This window comes from uncultured Shewanella sp. (assembly GCF_947501665.1).
Taxonomy (GTDB): Bacteria; Pseudomonadota; Gammaproteobacteria; order Enterobacterales; family Shewanellaceae; genus Shewanella.
In genome coordinates, this window is the sequence record NZ_CANMWS010000040.1 from 1 (window position 1) to 22,370 (window position 22,370).

Below are 22,370 nucleotides of genomic sequence, written 5' to 3' on the forward strand. Positions count from 1 at the left end.
GGATGGAGCAGTTTGGTAGCTCGTCGGGCTCATAACCCGAAGGTCGTTGGTTCAAATCCAGCTCCCGCAACCACTTTTTATTTCTATTTTTACTTCCCTCTATTTATCTTCTTTGTCTATATTTTTCATTATTTCTACTTTTAGTTTATTACTATGATTTTGTTACTATGATTTTTAGTGATGAATCAATCTAGCGAATAAAATCGGATTCGTGAATGGAGCAGTTTGGTCGCTCGTCGGGCTCAACTTTTTTATGATGAGATTGGCGAAGGTCGTTGCCAAAGCATTTATAGAGAGTAATCCAGCTTCACGCAACCACTTTTATTTTGTCAAAATATTCCCTTTATTGCTTATTCATCCTTTCTCCGCGCTACATAATGCAGCTGAAAATAATATTCTAACTGTTCCAGCCTCAACCCTTCTCAGTGTTATTTAAAATGGGTTTTTATGTTTGCTATTTGTTTCTAATTTGGGTTATTTTATTTTTTTTTTGTTTTATTCCATTAAGGAATAGAAAAAGAGTTCTTTGCATGCCATCTGCATATAGAAAAATAAATTTAGAGTAATTACTCATCTGTTGTTGAGGGCGCTAGTGAAGTCTGCTATTCAATTGACAATATATAATGGATTATACGCAAGGTTTGTGAGTTATTTATCTTTACCTTTTCTTAATTTGTTTCAATTGGTCATATTATTGTTTCTTAAGTGATCAATTTGGTTTTTATTTGCTCTGTTTATGTTATTAATTTATTTGGAGATACCTATTAAAAATAATAAAAAGGAAGATAAAAATGGCTTTATTATTCAAAAGAAAAATTGGAAGAGCATTGGGCACTGTGTTAGTTGCATCGATGAATATTATACCGCTAGCTCACGCTGAAACGGTTGAAGAATGGGGGAAAAGGGCGCTGAATATTCAAAATCGAATTGATCATGATGCGCCTTTTTATGAAACGACTTGGCCGGGAACTCATAATTCTTTTGCTAATGCAGATGATGATAATTTAAACGCCGATTGGACTAATCAAAGCATGTCCATCAAGCAGCAACTAGACAGTGGTATTCGAGAGCTCGTTTTTGATGTGCATTATGATGACAGTGCAGTGAGAGTTTGCCATAACAATTCTGGTGTACAAGTCTTAGGGATTGGTGAATGTATTGATGGCTATACGGGCAATCGAAAGTTATCAAAGGCGCTGGACGACCTGGTTGAGTGGTTAGATGATGGCCATAGAGATGAAGTGATTTTATTAAAAATTGAGCTAGCAAAATCAGGTAAAAATAATATTAATAAAGTGCGTAAAAAAATCGACAACATTGATGAAGAATATTATTTACCTAGTGAGGTCTCTTATCACGAAGAAACTGAATATGGCTGTACAGCTCTACCAGTGACACTGACCAAGAGTAAAGTGCTCGCATCTGGGAAAAATATTGTGGTTTTTGGTGGAGATTGTTATGACAATAATGGTTTTCATGACATGGTTTTCTCAACTGAAGGCTTGATGGAAGATTATACTGATCCTGATGATGTTTATGATACGCGCATTCATACAACGGATATGACTCGTGTTAAAGATGGCTACACCAAGGGTGGTGTGCTCTATGGTTCTGGAGCACTTGATAGTGGAAAAACCAAATTACGTCCCAGCACTGTTGGAGATTATTTAAGTGCGGGATTGAATATTTTTGAAACTTACGGATTTGAAGCCGATGGCTCTTCATGGAAAGCCGATGGAGAATATCCCGTTTCTGCTAAAGATTTAGTATGGAGCTGGGATGATAATAGTTTAGAACCGGATGGATCAGGAAATTGTGCCATTTTAGGTGGCAGTACCGATCGTTTTCATGATGTTAGTTGTTCTATAGGTTATATTGCCGCTTGCCGTAAATTGGTCGATGATAGCGCTGAGAGGGTGTCTAAGATGTGGGCGTTAACGGATACCTTAGTTAATTTTAGTGATGCCGAAAATGCGTGTTTAGCTTTGGATAATGGTGAATATGTTTTTGCCACTCCTCGCAATAAAGTTGAATTGGATGCGTTATTACAGGTTAGGAATAATGCCGAGATTACTACTCACCTTTGGCTAAACTATCAGTTGCTAGATGGCGTATGGGTGGCAGATATTGGAGAAGCTGATGATGAAATGGTTGCCATGTGTGAGGTCAATAGTCAGTTAAATATATGCAGTGTCATCGATAGTTATAGGCAATTACTCGATGGTACAAGTCTTTAATTTTTAACTCTGATTGATATCAAAGAAGGAGGCTTATTGGTTTTCTTCTTTTATACCTTGCTTTTATTGTGCTTAGCGAGATCAAGCGTTAATTGATTTGCTTATTGTTTAGTTTCACCTTTTATTTGCCTAGCCTATCTTTTGCTTATTTATTAGCCTACTTAAGGTGGTGGACTAAATTTTAGTCCAATATTTTCTCAAGTTAACAATAACTAGAATAAATACACTAAATAGCTTAATTGATTTAGTGAGTATGTTTTGTTTTTTACAATTTTTGCATGGTTATTCACTAGTCTAATAAGCTGTAAAGTGACAAATAATATGTATTTTATTTAATTTATGTTGCTTTTTAGTATTAAAAGTTATTTATTTGGTTTGTTTTTGAACGCTTTGATTCGTATTTTTACGAGTAAAAATAATAATAATAAATATGTAGAGGGACTCATTATGCATAAAGGTATTTTTCACTTTATTAAAGTAGGAGGGATATTGGCAATTTGTTGTCAATTTGGAGGGGTACAAGCTGAAACTGCTCAAGAGTGGGGGATGAGGGCGTTGAATATTCAGGCTCACATTGATAATGACGCGCCTTTTTATGAAACGACTTGGGCTGGAACACATAATTCATTTTCTAATGCTGATGACGATAATTTGTATAGTGATTGGACTAATCAGAGTATGTCACTCAAGCAGCAACTTGATAGTGGTATTAGAGAGTTAGTTTTTGACATTCACTACGATGATGATGCAGTGCGACTCTGTCATAATAATACTGGTTTTCAGCTTTGGGGTTATGGATCTTGTGTTGATAGTTATACTGGTAATCGAAAGCTGACTAATGCATTGGATGATCTTGTTGAGTGGTTGGATGATGGTCATCGTGGGGAAGTGATCCTATTGAAAGTGGAGTTAGCTGAATCGGGTGAAGAAAATATTAATAAAGTGCATAAACAATTAGATAATATTTATGATGAGTATTATTTGCCCAGTGCCTTTATGCTTTCACCCAGTGATGGTTGTAGTGTATTACCAAGCGTATTAACAAAAAGTAAAGTATTAGCATCTGGCAAGAATATTGTCCTTTTTAGTAGTGATTGCTATAGCAATAATACCTTTAACAGCATGGTTTTTACTTCACAAAGCATGATGGAAGACTATAAATACGTTGATGATATTGCACTGACTCGGTCAACATCGACTGATATGACGCGAGTTAAGGATGGTATGACAAAAGGAGGTGTGCTTTATAATTTAGGGATATTAGATGTTAAGCCACTTAAACTGAAGCCGAGTAATGTTACAGACTTTTTGACCGCTGGCTTGAATATTTTTGAAACTTATGGCTTTGGGGCAAATGGGGATGACTGGAAAGTTGACGGAGAGTTACCTGTTGCCGCAAAAGATTTGATTTGGAGCTGGGATGAGCTAACTCGACAGCCCAATGGTTCTGGGTCTTGTGCGAAATTGAATGAGGGATCAGATCGTTTTTATGATGCTAATTGTAGTCATTCTTATATTGCTGCTTGTCGAAAACTTGTTGATATCAATGGTGCACGAGTCACAGCACAATGGGCATTAACAGATAGCAATGTGAATTTTTTTGATGCTGAAAATGCTTGTTCAGCCTTGTCTGATGGTGAGTATGTTTTTGCAACACCTCGTAATAAAGTTGAACTAGATCAATTGCTAAATGTGAGAGGGATGTTGAATTTTGATGAGAATATATGGGTGAATTATCAGTTAGTCGATAATGTTTGGATTGCCGATATCGGTGAAGCTGATAATGAAATGCAAGCTCAATGCAACAGTGGAGGCAATCAAGCCGTGTGTGGTGTGATAGCCGAATACCTTAGTTTGTTAGACAATTCAAGCATATAAATAAGTTGACATAAAGTTGAAGTGGGATTCTACCTCGCTATCCCCAAGTGACATGAAGGCATTGAAACTTGCCCTTCATTTCACTTGGGGGATAAAGGCTAATATCTATCAATACTGATCTCTGAAATGTAGCCTTTTTCAGTATCAATTAAAGCGTGTTTAAGCATTAAAGCCGCTTCGCTTGCTTGCATAAAAGTACGAGTGTCTTGTTGGGTTCCGCTGGTTGACCAAAATGAGGTATCCATTCCACCTGGGTATACCGCAATAATGTTTATGGGACTGGCTTTAAGCTCGAGTTTTAAGGCACTGATGAAGCCTTTGACTGCCCATTTTGCTGCGCAATAGGTTGATTCATTTGCTTTGGCAGTTTGCGCTGCGCTAGACATGATAATAACCAGTGAAAGTGGCTTGTCTTTATAGCGCTTAACAGCTTCTTGTAATACATAAATACAAGATGTGACATTATTATCAATCAACTGCTTAATGTCGGTGGGGTCTTGTGTTTCGATTGCACCAAAAAGGCCACTTCCAGCACAATGAATAAGCTTTGCTGGTGTGCAGGGCAGTGCATCAAATAACGGTTTAATATCCTGCGGGTTTGATAAATCTGCTGGATATATATTGATGGGTTGAGTCGATTGTAACTGCTGTGCTATTTGTTTAAGACGTTGGGGGTTTCTTCCTGTTAAAAATAAATGTTCATTATCGAGCGCATAGTTTTTTGCGAGCGCTGCGCCCAAGCCACTACTTGCACCTGTGATCATTATCATAGCTGATCCTTTTAAAACGATAGCGTTATTTGTTAGCTTGAAGGTGCGTTACTGCTGATTGAAGTGCAAAATAGTAACCTTGAGCCCCTAGGCCGCAAATGACGCCAATGGCTTTATCTGAAAAATAAGAGTGATGTCTAAAGGATTCTCTGCTGTGGACGTTGGATAAATGAACTTCAATAAAGGGGAGTGCGACGCCGAGTAAAGCATCTCTTAGTGCAACACTGGTATGGGTAAAAGCAGCAGGATTAATAATAACAAATTCTGCAGTGGTGTTATGAATAGCAGCGATTAATTCATGTTCGGCATTAGATTGAATGTGTTCTATCTCAATATGATTTAATGCGGCTTCTTTAGTGAGTTCGTCCACAATTTCATGGAGTGTATGGTGGCCATAGTGCCCAGGTTCTCGTTTACCTAATAAATTTAAATTAGGTCCATTGACTAATAGAATTTTGTGTTGCACAACCATGGGAACTGCCTTTTAATCGGGGGAGAGTGTCTATATCTAATTTCAGCAAATAACAGAGAATTTGTCGAGTATAAGTGGATTAAATTACATTTAGTAATCTGACTTACTTTGTCTTAGGCTTTTTGTGAGTCCTTTTTGTTTTTTTGCAGTAATACGTCGCTGTTGACTATTTTTTGTCGGTTTAGTGGCAATCCGTTTTTTTTGTATTTTTCCTGCACTGGAAACAAGTTCGATAAATTGTGCGAGGGCTGTTTGACGGTTGGCATCTTGGCTGCGACTTTGTTGACATTTTATAATGATTTTACCGCTTTTACTAATACGATGATCGGCTTTGTTAAGAAGGGCATGCTGATAAAAAGGCGGTAAAGATGATGATTTAATGTCGAAGATTAATTGTGCGGCAGTGGACACTTTATTGAGGTGCTGGCCTCCTGCACCGCTAGAGCGAATAAATTGCCATTCAATTTCATGTTCAGCAATATATACAGAGTTGGATATTTTTATCATTTATACGCTAATTGAGTACGTTAGTGATGACATCATAGCATTTTTTTTGAATTTAATACTGGAATGTTTGAAGTGGACGGCTTTTCTGTTTCTAATTTTAATATGACGCCACTCTTTGACTCTTATGTATTTTATTTTGATTTAGGTGAGTTGTTATGTTTTATTTTTGTTTCTTATTTTAACTTTTTATGCTTTTTTAAAACATAAATTGTGAGTATACATTTATTATATAGCGTTTTTTGATTATTAATATTTAAGCTTGAGTTTAAGTCATTGTTTTATTTTTTAATATAATTTATTTTGTTAATATCAATTTTATGTCAGTCTCAAAGAGATAAAATGAGTTAGAATATTTTTTAAATGAGAATTTAATTGTCGCTATTGCAAAGGTAATGTTAGCGAAAATGATAACTAAAAATTATTTTTTGAATATTGAAAGGAATTTAAATGTCTATACTTAAAAGTGGAATTATTTTTATTGCTTTGCTTTTAACAGCTTGTACTCCTAAAGTAGGAAGTGAAGATTGGTGTAAACAAATGAGTAATAAGCCATCAGGTGATTGGACTGCTAATGAAGCTGCTGATTATGCGAAACATTGTATTTTTAATTAGCGTAAAAAACCCAGCTTTATAACTTTACATGTTGATAACACACATTAAGTGAAAGTTTGCTATAGATGAACTTTTATATACAATGGCGCTCATAGATTAGAGAACTCAATTAAATATTAAAGGTGTTTTTTGCGTTTATTTCAGTCTCAGAATATTTACTCCATAGTCAGAGTCTTTTTTGCTATTACGCTACTGCAATTTGTTGCCGTAAATGTTGAAGCAAAGACTTTTGATGTGGAGTCGTTATGGGGACTTAGCTATCAGAACAACTATTATGATACTGATTTAAATCATACAGAACTAATTAATAAGTTCGCTTTTCAACTTTCAACTTACTCTTTAATGCATACGTCCCTTGATAAACAAAATGTAATAAATTTAAGGGAGCAATTACACCCTCAGAATGAAGTCATAGCCTGTGAGTTTTCTGGATTCGATGTCGATAAGTGTTTCATTGATAATGACTTATGTGATGAATGTAAGTGTCATGGTGGGCACATCATTTTTACTTCTACCTTTAAGTTTGTGGCTTTCCATTTTTTTAGTGTTCCTGTGAACACGCAAAACCCACAATATTTACCTCCAGCTATTTTATTACTTGAAAAACCTCCAATTGCCTGAACTAATTGAGTTAAGTGATGATTTTATGAAAAAAGAAATTTAATTTAGCTTTTAATTTCGCAGTTTCATTTAAAAGCGTTAATACTTTTTAAACCATGATCATTTAACTCGGCATCATTGACGTTAAGTTAGGTTTTTTGTGTGTTCAATTTGCAGATACCTTGCGTCTTTTTATGATGTTGCTTATCACCCAATCCGTTTAATAAGCTTGATTTTATGCAAGCTAAATTATGATTAATCAAAACGGAACCATATTTAAGTGTTTGTATTTATAGGATGCGAGATGAAAAAAACCTTAATATCAAGTTTGTTGATGGGGTATTTATCCATGAATGCTTTTAGTGTTCAGGTATTTGCTGCTGAAGATAATATATTATCAGCCGCTCAAGTGAGTCCCAGTATTGATCCCACAACAAACACCAAGGGGCTGAGTGACTGGTTACCTAAAGTGATGCAACGTTTTAATGCATTACCCGAAGTGCAGGCTCAAATTGCAAGACAGCAGGAAGCCAAATTGAGTATTCAAGCGGCTGATAAGGCGGTATATAACCCTGAAGTTGGGGCGAACTATCAAAAAGGGATTGATACTCAATACAGTTTAGGTTTGAATCAAACTATAGATTGGGGTGATAAACGTGGTGCGGCTACTCGCATGGCTCAACTTCAAGCTGAGGTATTACTGTCAACGATTACCCTTGAGCGTAATCAAATGTTATCAACGCGGCTACAAGCATTAGCTACTCAGAATCTCGCCAAGAAAAAACTTAAATTTCAACAACAGCAATATAACCTTGCTAAAGCACAGTTAGCGATTGCCAAACAGCGTTTGCAAACTGGAGATTTGTCTAATGTTGAAGTCAAAATGATGGAATTAGATCTTGCTAATAATGCCGCAAATTTTGCGATGGCAGAACAAGCTTCACTGGCCGCAGACGGTAAAGTGTTGGCGTTGTTTGGAGATGTTGATTTACCATTTGAGGATTTTGTTAATGCGCTTTCAGCGAGTGCGAGTGTAACTGAAGTGACGCCTGATCTACCGGCTTTAAAAAGTGCATACCAGCAAGTGATGCTAGCAAAATTAGGTGTCGATAAAGTTAAAGCACAAACAGCAGCGGATCCCACATTAAGTTTAACAGCGGGTCGAGAAGGGAGTGGAAGCCTTGTGGGGGTTGGAGTATCAGTGCCACTGCAGATCCGTAATAACTACAGTAAAAATTTAGAAGTTGCCAGTCAAAAAATCGCAGTATCTGAGCAAGTTTACTTAGGCAAAGAACGGGTACTTACCCAGCAACAAAAACAATTTGAACGTAGTTTACCTCGGTTGATGGAGCGTTATGTGGATTGGCGTGATGTGGTGCAAAACTCGGCGCGAGATGCGGCCATATCCATCAGTCAGCAATGGAAAACCGGGGATATCAGTACCAGTGATTATTTACAAGGGCAACGTCAATTAACCAGTAGTTATACGGCTGGCTTAACACTTGAAGGGGCTTTATATCAAATTTGGTTAGGGTGGATGGGGGAGAGTGGACAATTAGAACGTTTTATTGATCAGCAACTTCCAGCTTCTGCGAGTAAATAGGAATGAATTGACTATGACACACTCTTTTGATTTTAAAAATAAGATGAATATGAACACTCAAGCTAATATGCAAGATAACTCAAATGTTGTGAAGACGCGCCAATATATGAAATTAAATGAATTGAGTAAAGCCGTTAGTTTGTCGGTTATGCTGAGCTTAGGAGTCTGGGTTACTTTTCCAGCAATGGCGGCAAATAATGACAAGCCAAGTAATGAGCAAGCAGACTCTGTGGCGAGCACTGTAAACCAGAGTAAAAAAGGCCTTGATAGTGAAGCAGAGCATGGCTTAGAGCCGGTACAGTTAACTCCTGCACAGCGTGCAATGGCTGGTATTGAAGTGGTTAAATTGGCAAGTCAAACTTTTAGTTTGGAAGCCGTTGCGACAGCAAGTTTGGTGGTTGATAGAAATCGCACTGTTGTACTTGCGCCACAACTTGAAGTGTTGGTTGAAAAGCGTCATGTGTTACCGGGTCAAGAAGTGGTGAAGGGGGAACCATTATTGACCTTAGGTGGCTCTGCTGTTGCACAAGCACAATCTACTTATGTCACTGCTGCAGCGGATTGGAATCGTATTAAAAGTATGAGTAAGAATGCGGTTAGTGCGAGTCGTCGATTACAGTCTCAAGTATCTGCTGAATTGGCGCGTGCCACACTACAAGCACTGCAAATGACAGATGAGCAAATCACAGGTTTAGAGAAAAACCCAAATACTATCGGTCGCTATCAACTGTTAGCCCCAATAAACGGTCGAGTGCAGCAAGATATTGCTGAATTAGGTCAGGTGATTGTGGGAGGGACGCCGTTAATGCAGTTAACTGATGAGTCTTATCTTTGGGTGGATGCACAGTTGACGCCAGATCAAGCAGAAGGGATTAGCGTCGGTAATGTTGCTTTGGTCAAAGTGGGTAAAAAAACCGTAGAAGCTAAAATTATTGGCCGGTCTCACGAATTTAATAGTCAAACGCGTACTGAAAAAGTGGTACTGAGTTTTGATAATACAGGCCATGAGTTACATGCCGGACAATTTGCTGAGATTTACCTGCCCGATGCAAAAGAAGGCGGTATTGTTGTGCCTGATTCTGCGCTGACCCGCAGTAATGACGGTGATTGGCAAGTGTATACCGAAGAGCCTGAAGGATTTGTGTCACATGAAATCAAACTTATTGAGAGCCAAAGAGGTATGAATTTGATCAGAGGTATTAAGCCTGATTCAAATGTTGTCATTTCAGGCGCTTTTTTCCTTGCTTCTGAACGTTCTAAGACAGGTTTTGACGCCGACGGTCATTAAGGGTTTTAATTATGCTACAGAAGTTAATTGATGGGGCGGTGCGTAATCGCCTAATGGTGATCTTAAGCTTATTTGGGCTGGCGATTGCTTGTTTTATTATGTTACCCAAATTGAATCTTGATGCTTTTCCTGATGTGACGAATGTTCAGGTTACCATTAATACTCAAGCAGCGGGTCTTGCAGCGGAAGAAGTGGAAAAACTGATTAGTTATCCCGTTGAGTCGGCAATGTATGCCCTACCTGGTGTGACACAAGTGCGATCGTTGTCTCGAACAGGTTTGTCGGTTGTGACGGTTATATTTTCAGAATCAACGGATATTTATTTTGCTCGTCAGTTGGTTTTAGAACAGTTACAAGCGGCTAAGAGTATGATCCCGCCTGGCGTGGGTATTCCTCAAATGGGTCCAAACAGTACAGGGTTAGGACAAATATTTCAGTATGTGTTGAGGCCCAAACCGGGTTCTGACATCAATACAGCTGAATTGCGCAGTTTAAATGATTACTTGATCAAATTGATTCTAATGCCTGCTGGTGGTGTGACCGATATTTTGTCCTTTGGTGGCGAAGTGTTGCAATATCAAGTGAAGGTGGATCCGAACAAGATGCGCAGTTACGGATTGACCATGAAGCAAGTGACGGATGCGCTGGAAAGTAACAACCGCAATACTGGTGGTTGGTATATGGAGCAAGGTCAAGAACAGCTAGTGGTGCGGGGATATGGTTTATTACCGCCAGGGAAACCGGGACTTAAAGCCATTAGAGAAATTCCTGTCACAGAAGTTGATGGTACCCCTGTTTATATTAGTGATTTAGCCACTGTGGGTTTCGGTACTGAAATACGTGTGGGTGCTGTGAGCATGGCCGAGCGAGATGAAACGGGTAAGCCGGTGAATCTTGGTGAGGTGGTTGCGGGTATCGTACTTAAACGCGTTGGCGCTAATACCAAAGAAACCATTAATGACGTAGAAGACAGAATTGCTTTAGTGAAACAAGCTTTGCCAGAGGGTGTGCAGTTTGATGTCTATTATGATCAAGCTGAATTGGTGAATAAGGCCGTACAAACCGTTATTGAAGCTTTAGTGATGGCGTTTATTTTCATCATCATCATTCTGGCTTTATTTTTAGTCAATATTCGAGCAACATTCTTAGTATTGGTTTCAATTCCTATCTCTGTGGGGATGGCATTGCTGATTATGTCATTTTATGGCATGTCGGCAAACTTGATGTCATTAGGGGGACTGGCGGTGGCTATCGGTATGTTAGTCGATGGCTCTGTGGTGATGGTTGAAAACATCTTTAAGCACTTAACGCAACCTGACAGGCGGCATTTATCTGAAGCGAGAGAGCGCTCAGATGGTGAGTTTGACCCTCATCACGCAGACGAAGACGCCAGTCTTGCTGGTGGCAGTGAAGGGATCACGATGCGAGTATTATTGGCAGCCAAAGAAGTATGTAGCCCTATTTTCTTTGCAACCGCCATTATTATCGTTGTTTTTGCTCCGTTGTTTGCGCTGGAAGGGGTGGAAGGTAAATTATTTCAGCCCATGGCCATCAGTATCATTTTAGCAATGATTGGATCTTTAGTATCAGCCCTTTTGGTTGTGCCTGCAATTGCTGTGTATTTATTTAAACGTGGCGTCACCATGAAAGAAAGTGTGGTGTTAAGGCCTATTGATAATGCCTATCGCAAGTTACTGACTTTTGTGATGGCCAGACCTAAAACGGTGGTGAGTGCTGCGGTATTGCTTTTTGTTGGCAGTATTATGTTATTGCCCAAATTAGGGACTGAGTTTGTGCCAGAGCTTGAAGAGGGAACCATTAATTTAAGGGTAACCTTAGCACCGACATCCAGTTTAGATACGTCCTTAGCTGTGGCGTCTAAATTAGAAAATTTGTTACTTGAGTTTCCTGAAGTTACCTATGCTCTGAGTCGTATTGGTGCGGCTGAGTTGGGGGGCGATCCTGAGGCGATGAGTAATGTCGAAATTTATGTCGGTCTTAAACCAATAGAAGAGTGGACTACGGCAAAATCTCGTATTGAATTACAAAGAAAAATGCAGGAAAAGTTGAGTGTTTACCCCGGTCTCTTATTTAACTTTTCGCAACCGATTGCGACTCGAGTGGATGAGTTATTATCAGGTGTGAAAGCGCAGCTGGCGATTAAGATATTTGGCCCTGATCTCACCGAACTTGCTAATAAAGGTAAAGACTTTACTGATTTAGTTGCTTCAGTTCCAGGTGCTGTTGATGTGTCTTTAGAGCAAGTGAGTGGTGAGGCACAACTGGTGGTTAGGCCAAAACGTGATGCGTTAGCGCGATATGGGATCAGTGCGGATCAGGTCTTAAAAGTGGTCAGTGATAGCATTGGTAGTGTGAATGCGGGACAAGTATTAGATGGTAATGCTCGTTATAATGTAAATGTGCGATTAGCAGAAAAATATCGTAACTCCCCAAATGCAATTAGTAATTTATTATTAAGTGGTCCAAAAGGTTCGACCATTCGTCTTGCGGAGGTGGCTGATGTGACTGTTGAGATGGCTCCGCCTAATATTCGTCGTGATGATGTACAAAGGCGAGTTGTGGTATTGGCCAATGTATCGGGCAGAGATATGGGGTCGGTGGTAAAAGATATCTATGCTTTGGTGCCTAAACTTGACTTAAAGCCGGGGTACACTGTGGTCGTTGGTGGGCAATATGAAAGTCAGCTACGTGCTCAAGCTAAATTGATGGTGGTTGTGCCTATGTCAATTGCATTGATTGGATTATTGTTATTCTTTTCTTTTGGTTCTCTCAAGCAAGTTGCCTTGATTATGGTTAATGTGCCTTTAGCATTGATTGGTGGCATTGTGGCGTTATATATCAGTGGGACTTATTTGTCGGTGCCAAGCTCCATTGGCTTTATTACCCTATTTGGGGTTGCCGTTCTGAATGGGGTGGTGTTGGTTGACTCGATAAATCAGCGGCGACGTGGACTCGAGTATGAAACCGATGAGAGCTTATATGAAGCGGTTTATGAAGGTACAGTAGGACGCTTACGCCCGGTATTAATGACAGCGTTAACGTCTTCGTTAGGCTTAATTCCTATTCTCATCTCTAACGGTACGGGAAGTGAAATTCAAAAACCCCTTGCTGTGGTGATTATTGGTGGTTTATTTACGGCAACAGCGCTTACTTTATTGGTATTACCGACTATCTATCGTTGGTTATATAGTGGTAAGCGACGTGAGCCTATTAGCGAAACCTAGTGAATTATCCTGAAGTGATAGGATGAATATCATTGGCGGCCAACATGGCCGCTTTTTTTTACAAACAGATAGTGGTGAGTAAACTTTTTTACGTTTAGACATAGGTCTAGTTTAGGCTTAACTGTTTGAATGAAATTCATTGCCAATGATTTTCATCGTGTTTGAAGCATATTTGCTTGCAAGAAAATATGACTTATTCATGTATTCCTTATTCTACGGGGCTTACTACAATATTCGTGATGATAAATGTGACTGCGAAAATGCATTATTTGAATTCTTTTTTTAGTGATATGACCTTTCTTACTTACCTATTTTGACTGTTTTCTTATCCATATGCGCTAAATAGCTGTGTTTACACCAATATGTTTCGAATACATAATCCGCAGCATTATATAGGTGCGAGGCAGAGAAGGGGCTTTTCTCTGTAAATGGAACATGTGGAATAAGATAAAAAATCAGAGTATACGTTTTCAATTGAGACTAGCGATGAGCTTGTTTTTGATCATAGCTTGTGTATCGATTGCAGCCGTTGTTTATCAACAAGCATCGGCTTTATTGATGCAGCAAACCTTAAAAGAGCATCAATCTAAACTCAGTGTATTATCAGATACTATTGCGAGCCAATTTGTGAGTTATATTGATGTGGCAAAAGATTTGGAAGTCACTTTTCGTTCGGGATATTTATATGGGTTGACCTTCACTAATGATGATGTGGTTTATGGCGGTAAAGCGGTCAATAATGCTGTGATTAACGGGCAGTCTATTATTGGTGATACGAGTATTGTTGATAGATTCACTCATGATACAGATGTGACTGCGACCATCTTCCTTGCTTCAGATAATGAATTTGTTCGTGTGGCTACTACCTTGAAAACAGATACAAGTGATAGAGGATCCGGGGCCATATTAGGGCAAGGTCACCCTGCTTATGCTAAGTTACTGAATGGTAAGCCTTATTACGATAAAGTGCGTTTGTTTGGTCGTGAGTACATCAGTTACTATTCGCCAATAAAAGATGAGTTTCATCGCGTGCGGGGGGTTTCTGCCGTCGCTTTACCGATTGAAGATGCCTCTGAAACCATTTTTGCTAATCTGGCTTTACTTGGTTGGGGAGATAGCGGTTATACCATAGTAGCGAATCACCATCCTGATTATTTGGGTGAATATCTTTATCATCCACAAAAGAAACGTCAAGGCGAATCGATACTTGATCTCAAAGATAGCTATGGAGATAAAGTTTTTTCAGAAATAGTGAGTAATGAAAATGGTGTGATCCGCTATTTTGAAAATATTAAGGGTGAGACGAAAGAGAAATACGCAGTTTATACCCAAGTTCCTGGTTGGGATTGGACCTTGATTGGTGGATCTTATATTGAAGAAGTGACAAAGGGCAGTAATCATTTATTGATGCTAGTGATGGGAGTCTCTGGGGTTGTGACCCTGATTATTTTTACCTTATTGAGCATTTTCCTGTATCGAATGACTAGGCCTTTACAAGATCTAACGGGTTATATGGCACAACTTAGCCAAGGCCAAGTAAGTTTGTGTATTCCTGAAGTGGAAGACAACTCAAATAATGAGATTAAGCAATTGACTCATGGTTTTCATGTGATGGCATTTAAGTTTAATGGACTGGTGTCCAATATACGAGAAGCGAGCGCGCAAGTTCAAACTCGTGCAGAACATGTTGCCGCCGATGCTAAAGAGAGTTTATTGCAATCTGATGTACAGCATCAACAAGTCGAATTAGTGGTTACAGCGATTGAGCAAATGGCTTCATCGGCACAATCTGTTGCTGAACAAGTTGAAAGTATTGCGGTGAGTGTTCGCTCTGCTAATGAAGTGAGTTTATCTGGATCACAATTGGTTAAAGAGGTAAGAGCGGAAATTGCAGATTTAAATACCCAATTACGTCAATCAGCAGAAGCAATTGATATGGTGAGCCGTCAAAGTGAAAGTATACAAGCGGTGACGCGTATGATTGATGAAGTGGCTGAACAAACAAACTTATTAGCGTTAAATGCAGCGATTGAAGCGGCAAGAGCGGGTGAGCAAGGGCGTGGTTTTGCTGTGGTTGCCGATGAGGTGCGAACATTAGCACATCGAACCCAAGGTTCAGTGAAAGAAGTGGTGACTATCATTGCTCAATTAAGGGATTATACGACGAGCGCTGTGAGCTTGATGTCAGAAAGTCAACTGAAAGGCAAAAAGGTTACAGAGCAAGCCCAGCAAGCTGGAGTCGCCTTAGATCAAATTACCGATCAAGTGACGGATATCGCTTGTAAATCGGAAGTGATTGCTGCAACAGCAGAAGAGCAAGCTCAAGTGACTCAAGAGGTTGCTGTCAATGCCACAGAAATTAGTCGTTTAAATCAAGACAGCCAAAATATTGCGGCGAAAACGGCAAAAAATGCTGAAAACTTACAGCAGTTATCGACAGAGTTAACTGAGCAAGTCGATTACTTTTACTAAATGTCTCTGTAAAGTGCCCTTGATGATTCAGGCATCAAGGGTCAACAGTTATCATTCGATTGTCAAATGATTGATATTATACTTGTTGTTCTTTAGTTGTTTTTTGTTGTTAATATTGATTTTTTTGGTTAACTTTAATTAATAAAGAGCGGTCATTTATAGAAATTTTATGGGGATGATGCAGTTTGGACTCAAATCGTCATAGAGTTAAGGTAAAATTTACTCTTTTTAGTCAGTAGAGTTAAAGGAGTGTGAATGTGAGTCAACAAATTTCGAGTCATAAACACACCACTCAATCAAGTCGAATCCATTTACCTCATCGTATTGAAAATATAAGCTTTGTTATTTTTGTTTGCCTGATTAGTTCACTGGGTGGCTTTTTAGTTGGCTTTGATACTGGGGTGATAAATGGCACTTTCGATGGCTTGTATTCTGTTTTTGGAAGCAATCATATTGCCAGTGGCTTTAATGTTACCGCTATTTTATTGGGTGGCGCTGCGGGTGCATTGATGTCTGGTATGTTTGTTGATCGTTTAGGTCGGCGTTCTTTGTTGATTATTGCAGCGAACTTTCTCGTGATCAGTGCTTGGGGAGCTGGTATTACTGACTCTTCTATTGGCTTTATTCTTTATCGAATGTTAGGCGGAGTAGCCATTGGTGTCCTGTCTGTCATTACGCCAATTTATATTGCAGAAATCGCACCTTCTCGATACAGAGGGGGCTTAATTAGTTTGCAATATATGGCAATTTTATTGGGACTATTATCTGCAAGTTTAAGCAATGATATGCTTCTTAATATAGCAGGGAAATCCACCGAACTACTTTGGCTTGATGCTGAGGCATGGCGCTGGATGTTTTGGATTGAATTGTTACCTGCATTTATTTTTCTATTTTTATTATTTTTTATTCCTGAAAGTCCTCGATTTCTTGCTGCTATTGGTAATCAAAGAGCTGCTCATTCAGTACTTATTCGGCTTCATGGGCAGCAAAAAGCGGCTAGTGTCGTGGCGAAGTTGAAATTATCATTGCCTTTTACTCAACAGCCGGGCTTTGCTGATTTGATGCAAGAGGGTCGGGGGAAAATAAAACATGTGCTTTGGTTAGCATTGACGTTGGCAGCGCTTCAACAGTTAATGGGGATCAATGTGATTTATTATTATGGTGCGGTTTTATGGCAAGGTGTTGGTTTTTCTGAAACGGATACTTTATTTATTAATATTATAACTGGCATGGTGAGTATCGCTGGGTGTTGTTTGACACTTTGCTTTATCGATAAATGTGGGCGAAAACCATTTTTAATTATTGGTTCATTGGGAATGACACTAACATTAGGTTTAATGGTTTATGCGTTTGCTAATGCTGAATTTGGTCTCAATGGAGAGTTAAATTTAGGGGCTTATGATTGGTTAGCTTTAATATCGGCTAATGTGTATGTGTTCTTTTTTAGCTTATCTTGGGGACCGGTTATTTGGGCATTATTGGTTGAAATGTTTCCTCAAAGAATGAGGGGCTTGGGAATGGCATTAAGTGGTTGTACTTTGTGGTTAGTGCATTTTGCGATGATAAGGAGCTTTCCTTTGTTATTAACGTACATAGGATTGGCAGAAACTTACAGTTTATACTGTATTTTTACCTTATGTTCTATGTTACTTATTTTTCGTTATATTCATGAGACAAAGCGGCAAACATTAGAAGATATTCATCGATTCTAATTTAGATAATTAATTGATTGTAATGGTTTTTATGGTTTTTATGGTTTTTATTCTAACGGGATATGGTATTTTTTAATTCATTTTGGTTTCATCACGGAATGTATTATTAATACGCTCAGGTATTAAAAAACTGTTTTTAGATTATTATTCCATAAAGCATAGTGAATACTCGAGTTTAAGCCTTTTTTAGGAGTAAAATGCTCTGGAAATGTTGCTGGATAAATTGATATTGTATCCTGAACGTGGCCGATATCAATATTGTGTCAATAAGGAGTCGTCTTGTCTTCTCTACGCTTTATAGCTGGGCCTACTGCATTTAAAACGATATTAGAAAGAGGGCTTGATGCTGACGATTTTACACAAGTGTTTGCCGCATCAGGAGGACCTAAGTGGTTAGGTCTTGCAAGTTTAGATCGTTATCTTTTTGGTGAATTCTTTAAGCATAGAACAGTGCCTTTATATACTATCGGCGCCTCTTCTGGTGCATGGCGCTTAGCGAGTTTAGCGCAGGAAAATCCCCTAAAAGCGCATCAAAAGCTGGAAGAGCTTTATATTAATCAAGTTTACGAAGGTAAACCTACACCAGATTTTATTACTAAGAATGTGACTGGTATTATTAAGGAGTTATTGGGTTCCCATAAAGGCGCAGATATTATTGCTCATCCCGTTATTAAGAGTCATTTTGTGACCTGCCGAGCGCGACACTTAAATGCAGGTGATAATCGTATGGCATTGGCTGCGGGACTGGCTGCGACAGCGGCCAGTAATTTATTAAGTCGAAAGAGTTTAGCTTGGCATTTTGAGCGCTGTGTTTTTGGGGTGGATGATTTATCTTCCCCTTTTTGCGCATTAAAAGATTTACCGAGTCGACATATTGCGTTACATAACGAAAATATTAATCATGTATTAGTGGCGAGTGGGGCCATTCCATGGGTATTAGCGCCAGTAAGAGATATCAAGGGAGCGCCAAAGGGAAAATATTATGATGGTGGCATTACAGATTACCATTTTGATTTAACTTTGACGCAAGCAAAAGGAATGACGATATATCCACATTTTTATTCGATGATGAAGCCGGGTTGGTTTGATAAGTCGCTGGCTTGGCGCCAAGCTAAGCGTAATTATGACAATGCATTAATTTTAACACCGACGGATAAATTTATTGAGCGATTACCTTTTTCTAAGCTACCCGATAGACGAGACTTTAGATCGTTAAATACTGAGAAAAGAATTCAATATTGGAAAAATGCAGCCATGATGAGTCATGCTTTAGCTGATGATTTTGATAAGGTAATTCACTCTGGAACGATTGCAAATAAACTTGAAAGGCTTTGAATCAGTATTTCAACAAATAATTATAAGCCTAGCTGCTACACTTTATAAGATAGGTGGCAGCTTACTTGCCCATTCATGGGAAAAGGCTTATGCAAACAGAAGAAATGGTAATACTCACCCGTGATGCTTTATTATTACCACAGGGAAGGATAAAAGTTAGAATTGTCGAGCCTCATTATCTGAAGATGGTAGCTGAAGTGTTAAAAGGAAGTTATCCATTAATATTTGGTATGCATAGAGTACATGGTAAATTACCTTGTTATCCTTATGCTACTCAGTGCGATGTGATTGACTTTAATCAGCAAAAAGATGGCGCATTAGAGTTAGTGTTAGAGGGGGTTCAAAAAGTAAAAATAGTCTCTGCTTTACAACAAAAAGATAAGATTTGGCTGGCTCAAGCTCGTCGTTATGATAATTGGGGAACTGAGCTTATTACAGAGAAATATGAAATATTAAGCGCAGCTTTAGAGCATTTTTTTCAAGCGAATGAAGAGTTGTCAAAGCTATATACTCAAATTAATTTAGAAGATGCGACTTGGGTGAGTCAGCGTTGGCTTGAAGTATTACCCCTTTATAATAATGAAAAGTTGAGATTGGTGTGTCAACCCAATTGTCACCGTACTTTAGAGTACGTGTTTAAGTTAATTCAGTCGCATGTTAACAAACAAGAAAATAGTAGTTTGACCGATCTTGATGTGAAAAAAATGCGCTAGTTTTTATTGAGTGTTCTTGTCCTTGACCGTAAAATAAAGGTTGATTACATCATATTTAAGTGTTGATATCATGATTGAGTTTTGACTCTTTTCATGCGTACTAACACCCCCTTTTTATTGTTCTAGGAATTTTCATGCCGTCGTTCAGTGCTCGTGCAAGTCAAGCTTCGTATGTTGTTCTTCCTGAGAATGTCACAGATAAAAACACAGTACTGGCTTTTTTAGTTTGGCATTTTAAGCAGATCCCAGCTGATATTTGGCGTCAACGGATTGTTGAAGGTAAAGTACATTGGCGTAATGGAGATTTAATTGATCTTGAAACAGCTTTTGTTCCTCGAGAGCGTGTTTACTATTATCGTGAAGTTATTCAAGAAAGTTTGATCCCTTTTACTGAGCGCATTCTTTACCAAGATGAGCAGATCCTAATCGCCTATAAACCGGCTTTCTTAGCGGTGAATCCTAGCGGGCAATTTGTGAATGAGTGTTTAGTTAATCGTCTTCGCAACAGGATATCGTGTCCGGATCTTATTGCAACACATCGATTAGATAGAGCAACGTCTGGATTGATGTTAATGTCGCTGAATAAAGCCACGCGCCATGATTACCATCAGCTTTTTAAAACGGGTAATATTTTAAAAGAGTATCATGCGCTAGCTTATTTAACGCCAGAATTATTAAATGAATATCATAATGGTCGCCTCGTTTTGCCTCGGCATTGGAGTATTAAAAATCGCATGGGTAAGAGCGAGCCGAGCTTTATGATGAAAATTATTGAAGGTGAGCCTAATAGCCATTCAATAATCAGTTTAATTGCTGTTAAAGGTACAGTTGGGTTATTTCTATTAAAACCGATCACAGGAAAAACTCACCAATTACGCGTTCATATGGCCAGTTTAGGAATGAGTTTAATTCATGACACTTTATATCCTAATCTTCAAGATAAAGCCCCGGATAATTTTACTCGGCCATTGAAGTTAATGGCCAAACGTTTGTGTTTTACTGATCCCATCACCCATATTAAACATGATATTAGCTGTGAAGGGTTTGAGGGTTTTTAGTCGTTTTGACTGACATTCATTATCAATGATTGAGTGTGGAGTGGTGTCCACCAATCTAAGGTTGTAGGCAGATTATTGAGCGTGACCTCCTGCCCCATTATCGGGGTTAATAGGGGGACTTTTGCTTGCTTTGCAAGTTGAGTTATTCGGTTAAAGGGTTCATACCAAGCATGAAAAGCAAGATCAAAGGTGCCGTTGTGAATGGGGAGCATATTGCTCCCTTTTAAATCTTTATGGGCTTGTAAACTTTGTTCGGGAGTCATATGAATATTAGCCCAGTCTTTATCATAAGCTCCAGTTTCAATCATTGTAATATCAAAAGGCCCAAAACGATCGCCAATGGTTTTAAAGCCGTCAAAATAACCGGAGTCGCCACTAAAAAAGAGGGATGATTTGGGTGTTTTAATGACATATGACGCCCATAAAGTTTCATTTTTATCAAATAAACCGCGGCCTGAGAAATGTTGCGTAGGAGTCGCCGTTAAAGTGACGTCATTAATAGTGATTGATTGCCACCAGTCTAATACATGAATGGCTTCAGCAGGCACTTTCCACTTTTTTAAATAAGTATCGACGCCTAAAGGGACAACAAAGTGTTTAGTTTTTCTAGCTAAGGCTTTTATACTGGCTTCATCGAGATGGTCATAATGATCGTGAGAGATTAATATGCCATCGATATTAGGTAAGTCATTAAGCGCAATAGGAGGCTGATGGAAACGTTTAGGGCCAATGAAGCTAAAGGGAGAAGCTCTATCACTGAACACAGGATCAATCAGCCATTTTTGTCCATTTAGTTGCATAAAAAGGCTTGAATGCCCCAAGCGGATAAGGGTATCCGTTTGTAGGTTATTGAGTTGTTCTTTTGTCACTGCTTGAATTGGAATGGTGTTATCGGGTATTGAATCTATTTTCTTTTCAGTGGCATAACGCATGAGTAAAGGTAAAATGGGCGTACTATTATTAAAGTCTGTGGCGGTATTAAAAAAACCACCTTTAGGGTTATGGTGTGTTCTTACATTCTGGAATGGTGAATGTTGATCTCGGTTAATGGACTCGGCTTGTGGGCTGGTTAGATGTGACATAAGCAGTACTGCGCCTCCTAAGAATAAGATAACTGGAATGTAAGGGATCAATTTCATCATCAATATAAAAGTAAACTTATCAGTGTAATTTACTCTTGTTTTTTGAATAAGTAAACTACTGAGTGTAATATTGTGGTAATTAATGACATATGGGAGGAGGAGTTAAGTGGAATTGAAAGAAAAAAAGTTAACCCGTTCAGAGCTTAAGCGTGTATCAATTTTAGATGCGGCGATGGATGAGTTTCAACATAAAGGTTTTCAGGCCACTAGTATGGATGATATTGCTTTAAATGCTTCGGTGTCTAAGCGGACGGTTTATAATCACTTTCCGAGCAAAGAAACCTTATTTAATGCGATTATCGATCGAATGTTGGATTATTATTTTACCGCAGATCTGATGCCTTTTCTTCATGATGTCGAGCTTGAAATACAGCTAAAGCAACTGGTTGAATATGAAATTAAGTTATTAACGACGCCTGAATTTATTGCCATGGCAAAAGTCATTTTTGCTGAGTCAATTCATTCTCCTCATTTAGTTCAGCATGCGGTTAAAGAGTTTGATAAGAAAGGGTCGCCTTTAATTCATTGGTTTGAAAATGCAGCAGAACAAGGCGCCATTATCACTCAAGTGCCCCAGCAAGTTGCGATGCAGTTTGTATCAGTGATTAAAGGGTTTTGTTTTTGGCCGCAGCTCATTCAAAACTCACCAGTTCCTAGCAGTGAGCAGCTTCACTCAATTGCTGACATGACGGTACAAATGATAATGAAGCAATATACGTAGTTGAT

17 protein-coding genes are annotated in these 22,370 nt (G+C 38.8%); 13 read left to right on the top strand and 4 right to left on the bottom strand.

The features are described from left to right. The first annotated feature begins 791 nt into the window (after positions 1-791). Positions 792-2,237: a hypothetical protein gene (locus Q0976_RS22140; RefSeq protein ID WP_299496629.1), complete on the top strand. Its 1,446-nt coding sequence runs from the start codon at positions 792-794 to the stop codon at positions 2,235-2,237. Positions 2,238-2,684: 447 nt separating this feature from the next. Further along, complete coding sequence (locus tag Q0976_RS22145) at positions 2,685-4,115, top strand: hypothetical protein (protein ID WP_299496631.1); 1,431 nt, start codon at positions 2,685-2,687, stop codon at positions 4,113-4,115. A 98-nt stretch (positions 4,116-4,213) separates the two neighbouring features. Here the strand turns inward: Q0976_RS22145 and Q0976_RS22150 are convergent, their stop codons facing one another. The 3 genes from Q0976_RS22150 to arfB all read right to left on the bottom strand — a co-directional run bounded on the left by Q0976_RS22150 (position 4,214) and on the right by arfB (position 5,864). Next, a complete protein-coding gene (locus Q0976_RS22150) occupies positions 4,214-4,885 on the bottom strand; it encodes an SDR family NAD(P)-dependent oxidoreductase (protein WP_299496634.1) in 672 nt (223 codons plus the stop codon). A 25-nt stretch (positions 4,886-4,910) separates the two neighbouring features. Continuing rightward, on the bottom strand, positions 4,911-5,357 hold the full coding sequence (gene aroQ, locus Q0976_RS22155) for a type II 3-dehydroquinate dehydratase (protein WP_299496636.1): 447 nt from the start codon (positions 5,355-5,357) through the stop codon (positions 4,911-4,913). Between the two features lie 90 nt (positions 5,358-5,447). Continuing rightward, positions 5,448-5,864: an alternative ribosome rescue aminoacyl-tRNA hydrolase ArfB gene (arfB, locus tag Q0976_RS22160; protein ID WP_299496638.1), complete on the bottom strand. Its 417-nt coding sequence runs from the start codon at positions 5,862-5,864 to the stop codon at positions 5,448-5,450. Positions 5,865-6,311: 447 nt separating this feature from the next. On the opposite strand from arfB, the gene Q0976_RS22165 reads away from it, so the two are divergent. From Q0976_RS22165 to Q0976_RS22210, 10 genes are all read left to right on the top strand, one after another. Then, positions 6,312-6,476, top strand: a complete 165-nt coding sequence (locus tag Q0976_RS22165) for a DUF3012 domain-containing protein (protein WP_299496640.1) — start codon at positions 6,312-6,314, stop codon at positions 6,474-6,476. Positions 6,477-6,605: 129 nt separating this feature from the next. Beyond that, complete coding sequence (locus Q0976_RS22170; protein WP_299496642.1) at positions 6,606-7,097, top strand: hypothetical protein; 492 nt, start codon at positions 6,606-6,608, stop codon at positions 7,095-7,097. A 283-nt stretch (positions 7,098-7,380) separates the two neighbouring features. Continuing rightward, positions 7,381-8,679: a TolC family protein gene (locus tag Q0976_RS22175; RefSeq protein ID WP_299496644.1), complete on the top strand. Its 1,299-nt coding sequence runs from the start codon at positions 7,381-7,383 to the stop codon at positions 8,677-8,679. A 13-nt stretch (positions 8,680-8,692) separates the two neighbouring features. Next, positions 8,693-9,967: an efflux RND transporter periplasmic adaptor subunit gene (locus Q0976_RS22180; RefSeq protein WP_299496647.1), complete on the top strand. Its 1,275-nt coding sequence runs from the start codon at positions 8,693-8,695 to the stop codon at positions 9,965-9,967. Between the two features lie 11 nt (positions 9,968-9,978). Continuing rightward, positions 9,979-13,212 carry a CusA/CzcA family heavy metal efflux RND transporter gene (locus Q0976_RS22185; RefSeq protein WP_299496649.1) on the top strand — a complete coding sequence of 1,078 codons (3,234 nt, stop codon included), beginning with the start codon at positions 9,979-9,981 and terminating at the stop codon, positions 13,210-13,212. 486 nt (positions 13,213-13,698) lie between these two features. Then, entirely contained in the window at positions 13,699-15,684 is a 1,986-nt protein-coding gene (locus Q0976_RS22190) for a Cache 3/Cache 2 fusion domain-containing protein (protein ID WP_299496651.1), read from the top strand. A gap of 257 nt (positions 15,685-15,941) precedes the next feature. Next, complete coding sequence (locus Q0976_RS22195) at positions 15,942-17,396, top strand: sugar porter family MFS transporter (protein ID WP_299496653.1); 1,455 nt, start codon at positions 15,942-15,944, stop codon at positions 17,394-17,396. A gap of 279 nt (positions 17,397-17,675) precedes the next feature. Then, complete coding sequence (locus tag Q0976_RS22200) at positions 17,676-18,731, top strand: alpha/beta hydrolase (protein ID WP_299496654.1); 1,056 nt, start codon at positions 17,676-17,678, stop codon at positions 18,729-18,731. 89 nt (positions 18,732-18,820) lie between these two features. Then, positions 18,821-19,444, top strand: a complete 624-nt coding sequence (locus Q0976_RS22205; RefSeq protein WP_299496656.1) for an LON peptidase substrate-binding domain-containing protein — start codon at positions 18,821-18,823, stop codon at positions 19,442-19,444. Positions 19,445-19,578: 134 nt separating this feature from the next. Further along, positions 19,579-20,502, top strand: a complete 924-nt coding sequence (locus Q0976_RS22210; protein ID WP_299496658.1) for a pseudouridine synthase — start codon at positions 19,579-19,581, stop codon at positions 20,500-20,502. Here Q0976_RS22210 and Q0976_RS22215 read toward each other — a convergent pair. After that, on the bottom strand, positions 20,499-21,584 hold the full coding sequence (locus Q0976_RS22215) for an MBL fold metallo-hydrolase (RefSeq protein ID WP_299496660.1): 1,086 nt from the start codon (positions 21,582-21,584) through the stop codon (positions 20,499-20,501). The two genes, Q0976_RS22210 and Q0976_RS22215, sit on opposite strands and share 4 nt — an antisense overlap. A 166-nt stretch (positions 21,585-21,750) precedes the next feature. Here Q0976_RS22215 and Q0976_RS22220 point away from each other — a divergent pair, with 166 nt between their 5' ends. After that, positions 21,751-22,365: a TetR/AcrR family transcriptional regulator gene (locus Q0976_RS22220; RefSeq protein WP_299496662.1), complete on the top strand. Its 615-nt coding sequence runs from the start codon at positions 21,751-21,753 to the stop codon at positions 22,363-22,365. The last annotated feature ends 5 nt before the right edge of the window (positions 22,366-22,370 follow it).